The following is a 15,466-nucleotide window of genomic DNA, read 5'->3' as shown; positions in this document are numbered from 1 at the left end:
TCTTACGTTCACCCTCGTTCACCCGGCCTGGGGGTCTCCGGGGGTGAAGGTGAGCCGCACGACCTGGCCGTCCGTGCCCGCCGGACCGAGGTCCTTGCCGTTGACGAAGAGCTTGATCGCGCCCGCGTCGCCGATCACGAGTTTGATCTTCTTGCCGTCGGTGAAGGTCTTGGAGTCGCCCTTCTCCAGGGTGTCGGCGAAGAGCGGCTTGCCGGTGCTGTCCGTCACCTGGATCCAGCTCTTGCCGACGTCCGCGGTCAGCTTCACGGTCACCTTGCCCACCGGAGCGGCGGCGATCGCGCTGTCCGTCGGCTCGGGCTTGGGGTCGGCCGGCTTGGGACTGGGCTTGGCCGTGGTGGCGGTCACCGAGGGCTTCGCGGCGGCCGACGGCGTGTTGCCGCCGGATCCGTTGAACGCGGTGAAGCCCACGAACCCGACGACGGCGACGATCGCCGCGACCATCGCCGCGGTCCAGTTCGGACGGCGGCGGTCCGGGCGGATCCGCTCCGCCTCGTAGAGCGGCGCGACGGGGACCTGGGTGGTGGCGCCACCGTGCTCGTCCGCGTACTGCTGGACCAGCGGCTCGGGGTCGATCCCGACGGCGCGGGCGAGGTTGCGGATGTGACCGCGGGCATAGACGTCGCCACCGCAACGGGAGAAGTCGTCCTGTTCGATGGCGAGCACGATGGGGGCGCGCACCCGCGTCGTGGAGCTGACCTCGTCAATGGTCAGTCCGGCGGCGAGGCGGGCCTGGGCAAGGGCACGACCGACGGAGGGCCGGTCGTCGGAGGGCGGGTTGCCGAGGGACACGAGGAAGCCTTTCAGGCTGCAGCCACCTGCTGGAGATTCAGTCTAGGGGGGTAGCGAAAGAGTGGGGCAAGCGGACAGCCGGTCTTTGTCCGCCATCAGGATTGCCGGACCGTCTCTCACGGATCCGGCGCGCATGGACCTGACAGCCCGAGCGAGCCTGACAGTCGGCCATATGTCGTCCTCCTGCATCAACTTGACGCACGAACAGGAGAAACGGTTGCCCCGCATGCTCTTACGAGTGAGCATCACCGCGGATGACGGCCAGAACCCCATCCAGTTCGTCCGCTTTGACCATGACATCCCGCGCCTTCGAACCTTCGCTCGGCCCGACGATTCCGCGCGATTCCATCAGATCCATGAGCCTGCCCGCCTTGGCGAATCCCACACGCAGCTTTCGCTGCAGCATCGAGGTCGAGCCGAACTGGGTGGAGACGACCAGCTCCGCCGCCTGGCACAACAGGTCCAGATCGTCGCCGATCTCCTCGTCGACCTCCCGCTTGGGCGCCGTGCCGACCGCCACGTCCGTCCGGTACGTCGGCGTCAGCTGCGCCTTGCAGTGCTCGACGATCTTGGCGATCTCCTCCTCGGTGACGAAGGCGCCCTGCATACGGGTCGGCTTGTTCGCGCCCATCGGGAGGAAGAGCCCGTCGCCCCTGCCGATCAGCTTCTCGGCGCCGTTCTGGTCCAGGATGACCCGGCTGTCGGCGAGCGAGGAGGTGGAGAAGGCCAGCCGCGACGGCACGTTCGCCTTGATCAGACCGGTGACGACGTCGACGCTGGGCCGCTGGGTGGCCAGCACCAGGTGGATCCCGGCGGCGCGGGCCAGCTGCGTGATGCGGACGATCGAGTCCTCCACATCGCGCGGCGCGACCATCATCAGGTCGGCCAGCTCGTCCACGATCACCAGCAGGTACGGGTACGGCGACAGCTCGCGCTCGCTGCCCGGCAGCGGCTGGGTCTTGCCGGACCGCACCGCCGCGTTGAAGTCGTCGATGTGCCGGAAGCCGAAGGCCGCCAGGTCGTCGTAGCGCAGGTCCATCTCGCGGACCACCCACTGCAGGGCCTCGGCGGCCCGCTTCGGATTGGTGATGATCGGCGTGATCAGGTGCGGGATGCCCTCGTACGCGGTCAGCTCGACGCGCTTGGGGTCCACCAGCACCATCCGGACCTCGTCCGGGGTGGCGCGGCACATGATCGAGGTGATGAGGCCGTTGATGCAGGACGACTTTCCCGACCCGGTCGCGCCGGCGACCAGGATGTGCGGCATCTTGGCGAGGTTCGCCATGACGTACCCGCCCTCGACGTCCTTGCCGAGCGCCACCGTCATCGGGTGGTCCTCGCCGGCCGCCGCGGCGGACCGCAGTACGTCGCCGACGTTGACCATCTCGCGGTCGCTGTTCGGGATCTCGATGCCGACCGCCGACTTGCCGGGGATCGGGCTGATGATCCGGACGTCCGGGCTGGCGACGGAGTACGCGATGTTCTTGGCCAGCGCCGTGATCCGCTCGACCTTGACCGCCGAGCCCAGCTCGATCTCGTAGCGGGTGACCGTCGGGCCGCGGGTGAAGCCGGTGACCGTGGCGTCGACCTTGAACTCGGTGAAGACCTGCTGCAGCGAGGCGACCACCGCGTCGTTCGCCGCGCTGCGGGTACGGCCGGGTCCGCCGCGTTCCAGCAGGTCCAGCGAGGGCAGCGAGTAGGTGATGTCGCCGGACAGCTGGAGCTGCTCGGCGCGCGGCGGGAGCGGGTCCACCGGGTCGAGGGTCTTCTTGGTGAGGTCCGGGACGCCGGAGCCGGTCGACGGCTCGTCCTCGGCGCGGGCCGCGGGCACGCCCGATCCGCTGCCGGAACCCGTCTTGACGCTGTTGCTGAGACCGGCGAGCAGCGGTGACGGCTGCACGCCGTGCAGCACGGCGCCGTCCAGCGCCGCGGCCGCGGCGGCCGCCACGTCCACCGCGTCCATGCCGGAGGCGGCCGCGTAGTCCTGCTCGCCGGGCTCGGGCCTGCGCCGCGGGCGGCGGCGCGGCCGGGGCTCGTCGGCCGCCTCGTCGCCGAACTCCCCCAGTGCCGCGAGTTCCTCCATGCCCTGGTCGTGCTTGGTGAAGCGCAGCGGGGACCTGCGGCGCGGGACGTCGTGCTCCTGCTCCTGATCGTCCTCGAACAGCTCCTCCATCGGAACGGCGTCCAGGTCGTCCAGGTCCTCCGGGGCCTCGTACAGGCCGAGCTTGGTGCCGAGCAGCCGCAGCCGCTGCGGAATCGCGTTGACCGGGGTGGCCGTCACGACCAGCAGCCCGAAGACGGTGATGAGCAGCAGCAGCGGTACGGCGAGCGCCGAGCCGACGGTGTAGAGCAGCGGCGACGCGGCCGCCCAGCCGATCAGGCCGCCCGCGTCGCGCAGCGCCTCGGCTCCCGCGTCCCGGCTCGGCGAACCGCAGGCCAGGTGGACCAGGCCGAGGGCGCCGAGGACCAGGGTGGACAGCCCGATGACGATCCGCCCGTTGGCCTCGGGCTGCTCCGGGTGCCGCATCAGCCGGACCGCGACGACGCCGATCAGTATCGGCACCAGCAGATCGAGCCGGCCGAACGCGCCGGTGACGAGCATCTCCACGAGATCGCCGACCGGGCCACGGAGATTGGACCAGGTGCCCGCGGCCACGACCAGCGTCAGACCGAGCAGCAGCAGCGCCATGCCGTCCTTGCGGTGCGCGGGGTCGAGGCCGCGTGCGCCGCGCCCTATGCCGCGGAACACCGCGCCGATGCCGTGGGCGACGCCGAGCCACAGGGCACGCGTCATCCGGTACACGCCACCGGTGGGCGACGGGGCCGCTTTGGGAGCGGGCTTGGGAGCGCCCCCCTTCGCCGCACGGGGGGCCGCCGCCTTCTTGGCAGGTGGTTTCTTCGCTGCGGTCTTCTTCGCCGCGGTCTTCTTGGCCGCAGGCTTCGCCGGAGCTTTCTTGGCAGTGCCGCCGGGCGTACGTGAGGCCATGGTGCCGAGATTACCTCCGAAGACCCGGCTGGACACGCGTGCGTCGGATACCCCCGTCCGTGTCGCGCCTCGGGTGGGCCAAGGGTGACGCAGCGTCAACGGCGGGGGTTCCGCTCAGTCCTGTGGGGGATACCTGACGCCGCCGTCGCCGGTGCCGGGCTCCAGAGCGTCCAACGCCCGCCGCAGACCGGTGAGCTTGCGCTCCAGATGCGCGGCGGTCGCCACCGCGGCCGCGTCCGCCGACTCGTCGAGCTGCTTCGACAGCGCCTCGGCCTGCTCCTCGACGGCGGCCAGCCGCGCGGACAGTTCGGCGAGCAGCCCGGCAGGCTCCTTCGCCCCGTTGACGCCCACCGAAGCGCCCTGCTCGAGCTGGAGGCGCAGCAGCGCCGCCTGCTCCCGCAGCTGGCAGTTCTTCATGTAGAGCTCGACGAAGACCGACACCTTGGCGCGCAGCACCCACGGGTCGAAGGGTTTGGAGATGTAGTCGACCGCACCGGCCGCGTAACCGCGGAAGGTGTGGTGCGGGCCGTGGTTGATCGCCGTCAGGAAGATGATCGGGATGTCACGGGTCCGCTCGCGCCGCTTGATGTGGGCGGCGGTCTCGAACCCGTCCATGCCCGGCATCTGCACATCGAGCAGGATCACCGCGAAATCGTCCGTGAGCAGCGCCTTCAGCGCCTCTTCCCCGGATGCCGCCCGTACCAGCGTCTGATCGAGCGCCGAGAGGATCGCCTCCAGCGCCAGCAGATTCTCCGGCCGGTCGTCGACAAGAAGGATCTTGGCCTTCTGCACCATGGCCCGCCCTCCTCGTCCCGACACCACGCTGGTGGCCGCCCCCGGGGACGACTCCCTTGCGCCGCCCGTCCTTGTGCCGGTCATGGTAGCCGCACCTGCCGTTCGCCACACCCTGTCACCGCCATGTCACTGTGCACGAAGCAGAAACGCTAGCGGAGACCAGAAGGTTCCCTGAATCCCGCCCCCTCACACCTGAAGGGACACACCCCGTCAACAGTCCACCTTTCAACGGGGTGTTCCACGGGCGTTCATCCACTGCTCCATGAGTGCCAGCAGGTGATCGGTGTCGACCGGCTTGGTGACATAGTCCGACGCTCCGGACTCGATGCTCTTCTCCCGGTCACCCTTCATCGCCTTCGCCGTCAGCGCCAGGATCGGCAGTCCGGCGAACTGCGGCATCCTGCGGATCGCCGTCGTCGTCGCATAACCGTCCATCTCCGGCATCATGATGTCCATCAGGACGATCGCGACATCGTCGTGCTGCTCCAGGACCTCGATCCCCTCGCGGCCGTTCTCCGCGTAGAGCACCGTCAGCCCGTGCTGTTCCAGCACGCTGGTCAGCGCGAAGACATTGCGGATGTCGTCGTCGACGATGAGCACCTTCTCGCCGTTGAACCCGCCCGCGAAGCGCGCGTACCCGTCGGAGTGTGTGCCGTCCACCCAGGACTCCTCCGCGGGCAGCGCCGTGGGCTGTCCCGGGAGCGACTGCAGCTGCGGCGGCGCCGAGCGGCGGCGCAGCCGGGACAGGCTGCTGCCCGCGAGACGGTTGCGGGCGGGCGCGTGGTGCTCCGACTCGCTGATCACCTCGCCCCCGGGCAGCTGCGGGTAGCCGTGCGGCGGCAGTTCACTGCTGCTGAGCGGCAGGTACAGGGTGAAGGTCGAGCCGCGGCCGGGCTGGCTGTCTGCGTGGATCTCGCCGCCCAGCAGCCGGGCGATCTCCCGGCTGATCGACAGGCCCAGGCCGGTGCCGCCGTACTTGCGGCTGGTGGTGCCGTCGGCCTGCTTGAACGCCTCGAAGATCACCCGCATCTTGCTCGCCGCGATCCCGATCCCGGTGTCGGTGACGGAGAACGCGATCAGCGGCTGGTCCGCGTCGCGCAGCGCCCCGGACTCCAGCAGCTGCTCGCGGATCGACTGCGGGACCTCGGGACCCGCCGGCCGGATGACCAGCTCGACGGAGCCGCTGTCGGTGAACTTCACCGCGTTGGAGAGCAGGTTGCGCAGCACCTGCAGCAGCCGCTGCTCGTCCGTGTGCAGGGTGACCGGGAGCTCCGGCGAGACCCGGACCGAGAAGTCCAGGCCCTTCTCCGCCGTCAGCGGACGGAACGTCGCCTCGACGTAGTCGACGAGCTGCACCAGGGCGATACGGGTCGGACTGACGTCCATCTTGCCCGCCTCGACCTTCGACAGGTCGAGGATGTCGTTGATGAGCTGCAGCAGGTCCGAGCCCGCGCCGTGGATCGTCTCGGAGAACTCGACCTGCTTGGACGACAGGTTCCCGTCGGCGTTGTCGGCGAGCAGCTTGGCCAGGATCAGCAGCGAGTTGAGCGGGGTGCGCAGCTCGTGCGACATGTTGGCCAGGAACTCGGACTTGTAGCGCATCGAGACCGCGAGCTGCTCGGCGCGCTCCTCCAGGACCTGCCGGGCCTCCTCGATCTCGGTGTTCTTCACCTCGATGTCGCGGTTCTGCCGGGCCAGCAGCTCGGCCTTCTCCTCCAGCTCGGCGTTGGACAGCTGCAGCGCCTTCTGCCGGTTCTCCAGCTCGCCCGAACGCTCCTTGAGCTGCTCGGTCAGCTCCTGGGACTGCTCCAGCAGCCCCTCGGTCTTGGTGTTGACGCTGATCGTGTTCACGCTGATCGCGATGATGTCGGTGATCTGGCTGAGGAAGTCCTTCTGGATCTGGGTGAACGGCTGGAACGCGGCCAGTTCGATCACACCCAGGATCCGGTCCTCGAACAGCACCGGAAGGACGATGACGTGCGCCGGGGGCGCCTCACCGAGCCCTGACACGATCTTCAGGTACCCCGGCGGCACGTTCTCCACCAGGATCGACCGCTTCTCGATCGCGGCCTGCCCGATCAGCGCCTCACCGGGCAGGAACGTGGTGGGCATCGAGCGCTTGGAGAAGCCGTACGACCCGACGAGCCGCAGCTCGTACGCGTCCTCCCCCGCACCGATCTCGCTGCCGTCACCGATCTCCTCGGCGAGGAAGAACGCGCCGTGCTGCGCGGAGACCACCGGGGTCAGCTCGCTCATGATCAGCGCGGCCACGTCGCCCAGCTCCCGGCGGCCCTGCATCAGACCGGAGATACGGGCCAGGTTGCCCTTGAGCCAGTCCTGCTCCTTGTTGGCGAGCGTGGTCTCCCGGAGGCGCACGATCATCGTGTTGATGTAGTCCTGGAGCTCCAGGATCTCGCCGGCCGCGTCCACGTCGATCCGGAGATTGAGGTCGCCGCGGGTCACCGCGGTGGCCACCTGCGCGATGTTGCGGACCTGACTGGTCAGGTTGTTGGCCATCAGGTTCACCGATTCGGTGAGGTCCTTCCAGATGCCGGACACGTCCGGAACCCGGGCCTGGCCGCCCAGCCGGCCCTCGGTACCCACCTCGCGCGCCACCCGGGTGACCTCGTCACCGAAGGCGGACAGCTGGCCGACCATCGTGTTGATGGTCGTCTTCAGCTCCAGGATCTCGCCGCGGGCGTCCACGTCGATCTTCTTGGACAGGTCGCCGCGGGCGACCGCGGTGGTCACCATGGCGATGTTGCGGACCTGGCCGGTGAGGTTGGACGCCATGCCGTTCACCGATTCGGTGAGGTCCTTCCACGTGCCGGCGACGCCGGGAACGCGGGCCTGGCCGCCGAGGATGCCCTCGGTGCCGACCTCGCGGGCGACGCGGGTGACCTCGTCACCGAACGCCGACAGCGTGTCGACCATCGTGTTGATCGTTTCTGCAAGCTGGGCGACCTCGCCGCGCGCCTCGACGGTGATCTTCTTGGTGAGATCGCCGTTGGCGACCGCGGTGGCGACCGCGGCGATCGAACGCACCTGATTGGTCAGGTTGTTGGCCATCAGGTTGACGTTGTCGGTCAGGTCCTTCCAGATGCCCGACACGTCGCGCACCCGGGCCTGCCCGCCCAACTGGCCCTCGGTACCCACCTCACGGGCGACGCGGGTGACCTCGTCACCGAACGCCGACAGCGTGTCCACCATCGTGTTGACGGTGGTGACCAGGGCGAGGATCTCGCCCTTGGCGTCGACGGTGATCTTCTTCGACAGATCGCCGCTGGCGACCGCCGTGGTGACCTCGGCGATGTTGCGGACCTGGCTCGTCAGGTTGTTGGCCATGAAGTTGACGGACTGCGTGAGGTCCTTCCACGTGCCGCTCACTCCCTTGACCTCGGCCTGGCCGCCCAGGATCCCCTCGGTACCCACCTCGCGGGCCACCCGGGTCACCTGCTCGGCGAAGGACGACAGCTGGTCGACCATCGTGTTCAGGGTGTTCTTCAGCTCGAGGATCTCGCCCCGGGCGTCCACGTCGATCTTCTGCGACAGGTCACCGCGCGCCACCGCCGTCGCGACCTGCGCGATGTTGCGGACCTGGGCGGTCAGGTTCCCCGCCATGCCGTTCACCGAATCGGTCAGATCGCGCCACACACCCGCGACACCGGGCACCTGCGCCTGGCCGCCGAGCCGGCCCTCGGTACCCACGTCGCGTGCGACGCGGGTCACCTGGTCGGCGAACGAGGACAGCTGGTCGACCATCGTGTTGATGGTGTTCTTCAGCTCGAGGATCTCGCCCCGGGCGTCCACGTCGATCTTCTGCGACAGGTCACCGCGCGCCACCGCCGTCGTCACCTGGGCGATCTGCCGCACCTGGGACGTCAGGTTGCCCGCCATGAAGTTGACGGAGTCCGTCAGGTCCTTCCAGGTGCCGGCGACGCCGTCCACCCGCGCCTGGCCGCCGAGCCGGCCCTCCGTGCCCACGTCCCGCGCCATCCGGGTCACCTGGGCCGCGAAGGACGACAGCTGGTCGACCATGCGGTTCACGGTGTTCTTGAGCTCCAGCATCTCGCCGGAGACGTCCACCGTGACCTTCTGCGACAGATCGCCGTTGGCCACCGCCGTCGTCACCTGCGCGATGTTGCGGACCTGGCCCGTCAGGTTGCGGAAGGCGGTGTTCACCGAGTCGGTGAGGTCCTTCCACGTCCCCGCCGCGCCCGGCACCTGCGCCTGACCGCCCAGCTCACCCTCGACGCCGACCTCACGCGCCACCCGTGTCACTTCCGCGCCGAAGGAGGACAGCTGGTCCACCATCGTGTTCACGGTGTTCTTGAGCTCCAGCATCTCGCCGGAGACGTCCACCGTGACCTTCTGCGACAGGTCGCCGTTGGCCACCGCCGTCGTCACCTGCGCGATGTCCCGCACCTGTGCGGTGAGGTTGCGGAACGCGGTGTTCACCGAGTCCGTGAGGTCCTTCCACGTCCCCGCCGCGCCCGGCACCTGCGCCTGGCCGCCCAGCAGCCCCTCGGCGCCGACCTCGCCCGCCACGCGGGTCACCTCGTCGGCGAACGTCCGCAGCGTCTCGGTCATCGCGTTGATCGTCTCGGCGAGCTGCGCCACCTCGCCGCGCGCCCCGATGGTGATCTTCTGCGACAGGTCGCCGTTGGCGACCGCCGCCGTCACCTGCGCGATGTCCCGCACCTGGGCCGTCAGGTTCCCGGCCATGAGGTTGACGGAGTCCGTCAGGTCCTTCCACACCCCGGCGACGTCCGGCACCTGCGCCTGACCGCCGAGCTCACCCTCCGTACCGACCTCACGGGCGACTCGCGTCACCTCGGAGGCGAACGACGACAGCTGGTCGACCATCGTGTTGACGGTGTTCTTCAGTTCCAGCATCTCGCCGGCCACGTGAACCGTGACCTTCCGGGACAGATCGCCCTTGGCGACCGCCGTCGTAACGAGAGCGATGTCACGTACCTGGGCGGTGAGCCGGGACGCCATCGTGTTGACGGAATCCGTCAGGTCCTTCCACGAACCGGACATACCGCGCACCTTGGCCTGGCCGCCGAGCTTGCCCTCGGTGCCGACCTCGCTGGCGACGCGGGTCACCTCGTCGGTGAACGCGGACAACTGGTCCACCAGGCCGTTGACCGTCCGGCCGACCTTGAGGAACTCACCGCGCAGCGGATGCGCGGAACCGTCCGCGCCCTGCGACCGCAGGTCCATCCGCTGTTCCAGATCGCCCTCCGCGACCGCCGACAGCACCCTTCCGACCTCGGAGACCGGCCGGACGAGATCGTCGACCAGCGCGTTGGACGCGTCGATCGCCGCCGCCCACGAGCCCTCGCAGGCACCGGTCTCCAGCCGCTCCGTGAGCTTTCCCTCACGGCCGACCACCCGGCGCACCCGCGCCAGCTCACCCGTCAGATGCTGATTGCGGTCGGCGACCTCGTTGAAGACGGCGGAGATCTCCGCCATCAGCCCGTCTCCCGACACCGTCAACCGCTTGCGGAAGTTGCCGTCCCTCATGGACGCCAACGCCGCCAGAAGTCTGTACAAGGCAGCCGAATCCACCTCGATGGTCCCGTTGGCGCGGGATCGCGCGTTCTTTGCACGCGAAACTGCACCGCGCGTCGATGCGCTGGACTCCACCGTGTCCCTCCCGGAGGGTCGACCAAACTGCTCGTGAACTGCCTCTTAGACATGCCCAGTGTTTCACCATGCCTGCGCATGGCCATAACAGTTCGGCAGCTTCGCATATGACCTGTCGCACGATCGGGGCAGAAACACCCGGAACCAGCGCACACGCCATCAGCAGAGGTAAGTAACCTGGCATCCGGTTGCCCGCCACAGACCGGGCCTACACCTCACGGGGGCCGCCGGTGACGGCGCAGGGAATCGAGAGCGAGACCGACGACAGCGTCCTGGGGCGCACAAGGAGTTCTGTGATCACGGCGCGGGCAGCGGCCACCTTCCAGCCGGTGGGGCGATCGGTCGCCATCGCGCGCGCCTTCGTCCGCGACACTCTGCAGGGCTGGGGCTTCTCCGACATCGTCGATGACGCTGTCGTTCTGACCAGCGAACTCGTCACCAATGCCGTGGTCCACGCCGGCACCTCCGCTGACGTACAGTGCCTGCGCTACGACACAGCGGTACGGGTGGAGGTCGCCGACCGGTACCCCGAGCGTGAGGTTCCCCTCCAGGACGCCGGACTCCAGATCCGCAACCCGGACAGTGAGGGTGGCCGCGGCCTCGTCCTGTGCTCCGCCCTCGCCAGCCGCTGGGGCGTCGAGTACACCCCCGCCGCCAAGCACGTCTGGTTCCAGCTCGACCTGCCGGAGCGCTCCGCGGGCACCCGCGCCGCGAGCCCCGCGCTGCCGACCGCCGCCCTGCCGCTGACCGACGAGCGGGTCCGGGTGGCCGTGATCCAGGTCGACCGGCACGCCGTCGTCACGCGCTGGAACGACGACGCCACGGATCTGTTCGGCCACACCTCCGAGCGGATGATCGGAAAGCCCCTCACCGAACTCACCGCCTGGCCGCAGACCCCCGGCACCGGCATCGGCCTCGCCGAGGCGCTGCTCCTCTCCCGCTGGGAGGGCACCTACGGGATACGGGGCGCCGACGGCCGCGTACAGCCCGTGTACGGCTCCCATCTGCGGGTCCGCGACACCACCGGTGAGCCCTCCACCGTCTGCCTGCTGGTCCGCGCCGACGAGCGGGCCGTCCTGCAGAGCCCCGCGCGCGGCCCCGTCAACTCGGACTCCGCGTCCGGCGACCGCGGAAAGGCCGCGGACGCCTTCGAGGTGTTCATCGGCTCCCCGGCGCCCGACGACCTCGACGGGCTGCTGCAGCGCACCGTGGAGCGCGCCCGCGACATGCTCGACGGCGACGCCGCGTACCTGCTGCTCGCCACCGACGACGAGACGGAGCTGGAGGTACGCGCCTCCACCGGCCTGCCCTCCGCCCGGCAGCGCTTCGCCCGCGTCCCCGTCGAGGCCGGCACCGGCCGCTACGGCAGCGCCAGGATGCCCGCCGTCCACGAGGACCTCAACGCCGTCCCCGGCGCCGTCCCACTGCTCGCCGGCACCGGCATGCGCTCCATCGTCACCGTGCCGCTGAAGGTCGAGGGCCGCCTCACCGGCTCCCTGGGCGTCGCCGCCGAGGCACCGGGCCGCTACTCCAACGAGGAAGCGCTGCGGCTGCAGTTCGCCGCGGACCGCATCGCGCTGGCCGTCGAGAGCGCCCGCCTCACCGAGCTGGAACGGCTGCGCCGCGGCTCGCTGTCCTTCCTCGTCGAGGCCTCCGACCTGCTCGCGGGCACCCTGGAACGCGACCAGACGCTGGCCCTCATGGCCCAGATGACCGTGCCCACCCTGGCCAGTTGGTGCGCCGTTTACACCATCGCCGAACAGTCGGAACCCGAACTCGCCTTCGTGCTGCACGAGGACGAGGACCGGATCGACGGCATCAAGGCCCTGCTGTCGAAGCTCAACCCGCCCGCGCCGGAGCCCACGCCCGGCGCGCGCATCTGGACCGCGCCCTCCGACGCCGCCCACTCCACCGCACTGCGCGCCTCCTTGCGCAGCCTCGGCCTCGGCGAGGCCGGCCGCCCGGCGACCGGACCCGGCACCGCGCTGGCGACCGCCGCCGCGGTCGGCGGCGAGACCGTCGTCCTGCCGCTCGTCGCCCGTAACCGCGTCATCGGCATGCTCACCCTCGGCAAGCCCGCCGACGAACGCTTCCGCCAGGAGATCCTCGAACTCGCCGAGGACCTCTCCCGCCGCGCCGCCCTCGCCCTGGACAACGCCCGGCTGTACAGCGAGCGCACGGCCATCAGCCAGGCTCTCCAGCGCAGTCTGCTGCCGCCGGGCCTGCCGCCCATTCCCGGCGTCGAGGTCGAGGTCATCTACCGGGCGGCCGGCGAAGGCAACGAGGTCGGCGGCGACTTCTACGACCTGTTCCCGATCCGCGACGGCTGCTGGGGCTTCGCCATCGGCGACGTCTGCGGCACCGGCCCCGAGGCCGCGGCCGTCACCGGCCTGGCCCGGCACGCGATCCGGCTCCTCGCCCGCGAGGGCTTCGGCGGGCCGGCCGTCCTGGAGCGCCTCAACGCCGCCATCCTGGACGAGGGCGCCCGCAGCCGCTTCCTGACCCTGCTCTACGGGGAGTTGTGGCCGCAGCCCGACGGAAGCGCCATCCTCAAGGTCGTCTGCGCCGGCCACCCGCTGCCGCTGCGGCTGCGTCCGGACGGCACCGTGGAGTCCGCCGCCGACCCGCAGCCGCTCCTCGGCGTCCTGGAGGACCTGGAGCTCGTCGAACAGACCATCACCCTGGACCCGGGCGACGTCATGCTCTGCGTCACCGACGGCGTGACCGAACGCCGCGAGGGCACCCGCATGCTCGGTGACGACGGCCTCGCCGACGTTCTCGCCACCTGCACCGGCCTCACCGCCGGCGCCGTCGCCGCCCGTATCCAGCGCGCGGTGGAACGCTTCGCCTCCGACGCGCCCTCCGACGACATGGCCATCCTCGCGATGCGCGTCCCCGCCCTGCCCGACAACTGACGGCACGGCAGGAACCCGCGGTGCCCCGGGCGCCGGGGGCCCGGACAACGAAAAGACCCCCCGCCGTCAGGCGGGGGGTCCTTCTGTACTGGGGCCCCCATGCGGAATCGAACCGCAGACCTTCTCCTTACCATGGAGACGCTCTACCGACTGAGCTATAGGGGCTCGGTGTCGACATGGAAAATCTTAACCCATGAAGTGCCGTGCTCGGTAACCCGCCCCGAACCGCCGCCGGACCGGATCAGAGCAGGCCACCGAGGGCGTTGCAGGCGTCGGCGATATGCGTCAACTCCCGCTGGGTGAGACCCGAGTGCACCGGCAGCGACAGCGCCTGCGCCGCGGCCCGCTCGGTCTCCGGCAGCACCTCACGGGACCGGTGCGCCGCGAGCCGGTGCACGGGCGTCGGGACGCTCACGGTCGCCCGTACGCCGCGCCTCGACAGCGCCCTGGCGAAGGCGTCCCGGTCGGGCCGGCCGTTGCCCGGGATCCGCACTGTGTAGTGGTGGTAGACGTGGTGTGCGCCCGGCTCGACGTACGGCACGATGACGCCGGTCAGCGCCGAGTCCAGGAAGCGGGCGTGCGCGCGGCGGCGGGCGATCTCCCCCACGTCCCCCGCCGGCTCCTCCTCCTCGACCAGCGCGATCCCCTGCCGCGCCGCCAGTTCCCCCAGCTCCCGCATCGGGGCCGGGTGGCCGAAGAGGTGCACCGCTATGACGGCCGACGTCCTGGGGGTCAGTGCGGCCTCCACGGAGGCGGGGTCGAGGCAGTACGTGCGCGGGTCGATATCGGCGAACACCGGTGTCGCGCCCACCATCACCACGGCCGCCGCGGACGACTCGGGCGCGAAGGACGGCACGATCACCTCGTCGCCCACACCGATACCGAGAGCTTGCAGGGGCTGTCTGTCCATCATCAGCTGACGCACGTCCCTACCTCCACATGTCGAGGTGCCAAGGTTCCCGCCGGCACATGAACATGGGGTGACGGACAACAAAAAAGCCCCAACCCCCGAGCCGAAGCTCGGGGGTTGGGGCTGAATGATTGTTCGGCGGCGTCCTACTCTCCCACAGGGTCCCCCCTGCAGTACCATCGGCGCTGAAAGGCTTAGCTTCCGGGTTCGGAATGTAACCGGGCGTTTCCCTAACGCTATGACCACCGAAACACTATGAAGTTAACCAACCGGGTATTATCACGGTTCGTTACTTCAGAACTACACAGTGGACGCGAAGCAAAAATAGTTAGACAAGCCCTCGGCCTATTAGTACCAGTCAGCTCCACCCGTTACCGGGCTTCCACATCTGGCCTATCAACCCAGTCGTCTACTGGGAGCCTTAACCCCTCAAAGGGGGTGGGAATACTCATCTCGAAGCAGGCTTCCCGCTTAGATGCTTTCAGCGGTTATCCTTTCCGAACGTAGCCAACCAGCCATGCCCTTGGCAGGACAACTGGCACACCAGAGGTTCGTCCGTCCCGGTCCTCTCGTACTAGGGACAGCCCTTCTCAATATTCCTACGCGCGCAGCGGATAGGGACCGAACTGTCTCACGACGTTCTAAACCCAGCTCGCGTACCGCTTTAATGGGCGAACAGCCCAACCCTTGGGACCGACTCCAGCCCCAGGATGCGACGAGCCGACATCGAGGTGCCAAACCATCCCGTCGATATGGACTCTTGGGGAAGATCAGCCTGTTATCCCCGGGGTACCTTTTATCCGTTGAGCGACGGCGCTTCCACAAGCCACCGCCGGATCACTAGTCCCGACTTTCGTCCCTGCTCGACCCGTCAGTCTCACAGTCAAGCTCCCTTGTGCACTTACACTCAACACCTGATTGCCAACCAGGCTGAGGGAACCTTTGGGCGCCTCCGTTACTCTTTAGGAGGCAACCGCCCCAGTTAAACTACCCACCAGACACTGTCCCTGATCCGGATCACGGACCGAGGTTAGACATCCAGCACGACCAGAGTGGTATTTCAACGACGACTCCACAACAGCTGGCGCTGCCGCTTCAAAGTCTCCCACCTATCCTACACAAGCCGAACCGAACACCAATATCAAGCTATAGTAAAGGTCCCGGGGTCTTTCCGTCCTGCTGCGCGAAACGAGCATCTTTACTCGTAGTGCAATTTCACCGGGCCTATGGTTGAGACAGTCGAGAAGTCGTTACGCCATTCGTGCAGGTCGGAACTTACCCGACAAGGAATTTCGCTACCTTAGGATGGTTATAGTTACCACCGCCGTTTACTGGCGCTTAAGTTCTCAGCTTCGCCACACCGAAATGTGACTAACCGGTCCCCTTAACGTTCCAGCA

6 protein-coding genes, 1 tRNA gene and 2 rRNA genes (1 of these 9 only partly in view) are annotated in these 15,466 nt (G+C 68.7%); 1 reads left to right on the top strand and 8 read right to left on the bottom strand.

Annotated elements, in window-relative coordinates; all coding sequences use genetic code 11:
- Window positions 1-18: 18 nt before the first annotated feature.
- The 4 genes from C8250_RS30900 to C8250_RS30885 form a co-directional block, all read right to left on the bottom strand.
- Window positions 19-810: a RodZ domain-containing protein gene (locus tag C8250_RS30900; protein WP_138358940.1), complete on the bottom strand. Its 792-nt coding sequence runs from the start codon at window positions 808-810 to the stop codon at window positions 19-21.
- 232 nt (window positions 811-1,042) lie between these two features.
- The gene (locus C8250_RS30895) at window positions 1,043-3,796 is read right to left on the bottom strand and encodes a DNA translocase FtsK (protein ID WP_138358938.1); all 2,754 of its coding nucleotides are present in this window, start codon (window positions 3,794-3,796) and stop codon (window positions 1,043-1,045) included.
- A 114-nt stretch (window positions 3,797-3,910) separates the two neighbouring features.
- Entirely contained in the window at window positions 3,911-4,591 is a 681-nt protein-coding gene (locus C8250_RS30890) for a response regulator (RefSeq protein ID WP_138358936.1), read from the bottom strand.
- 225 nt (window positions 4,592-4,816) lie between these two features.
- Window positions 4,817-10,243: a HAMP domain-containing protein gene (locus C8250_RS30885; protein WP_187145041.1), complete on the bottom strand. Its 5,427-nt coding sequence runs from the start codon at window positions 10,241-10,243 to the stop codon at window positions 4,817-4,819.
- 293 nt (window positions 10,244-10,536) lie between these two features.
- Here C8250_RS30885 and C8250_RS30880 point away from each other — a divergent pair, with 293 nt between their 5' ends.
- Window positions 10,537-13,158, top strand: coding sequence for a SpoIIE family protein phosphatase (locus C8250_RS30880; protein ID WP_138358954.1), 2,622 nt, complete (start codon window positions 10,537-10,539; stop codon window positions 13,156-13,158).
- A gap of 89 nt (window positions 13,159-13,247) precedes the next feature.
- Here C8250_RS30880 and C8250_RS30875 read toward each other — a convergent pair.
- The 4 genes from C8250_RS30875 to C8250_RS30860 all read right to left on the bottom strand — a co-directional run.
- A tRNA-Thr gene (locus tag C8250_RS30875) sits at window positions 13,248-13,323 on the bottom strand.
- Window positions 13,324-13,399: 76 nt separating this feature from the next.
- Complete coding sequence (locus tag C8250_RS30870; protein ID WP_138358952.1) at window positions 13,400-14,071, bottom strand: DegT/DnrJ/EryC1/StrS family aminotransferase; 672 nt, start codon at window positions 14,069-14,071, stop codon at window positions 13,400-13,402.
- Between the two features lie 130 nt (window positions 14,072-14,201).
- Window positions 14,202-14,318 (bottom strand): 5S ribosomal RNA (gene rrf, locus C8250_RS30865).
- A 78-nt stretch (window positions 14,319-14,396) separates the two neighbouring features.
- Window positions 14,397-15,466 (bottom strand): 23S ribosomal RNA (locus C8250_RS30860) (it continues 2,055 nt past the right edge of the window).

Origin of the sequence: Streptomyces sp. So13.3 (assembly GCF_005860785.2) — a bacterium.
GTDB lineage: Bacteria > Actinomycetota > Actinomycetes > Streptomycetales > Streptomycetaceae > Actinacidiphila > Actinacidiphila fildesensis.
This window is presented reverse-complemented; position numbering and strand designations above follow the sequence as displayed.

Coding starts and splice junctions, on each gene's coding strand:
- C8250_RS30895 (WP_138358938.1), bottom strand. CDS start 3,796: ATGGCCTCACGTACGCCCGGCGGCACTGCCAAGAAAGCTCCGGCGAAG.
- C8250_RS30870 (WP_138358952.1), bottom strand. CDS start 14,071: ATGATGGACAGACAGCCCCTGCAAGCTCTCGGTATCGGTGTGGGCGAC.
- C8250_RS30890 (WP_138358936.1), bottom strand. CDS start 4,591: ATGGTGCAGAAGGCCAAGATCCTTCTTGTCGACGACCGGCCGGAGAAT.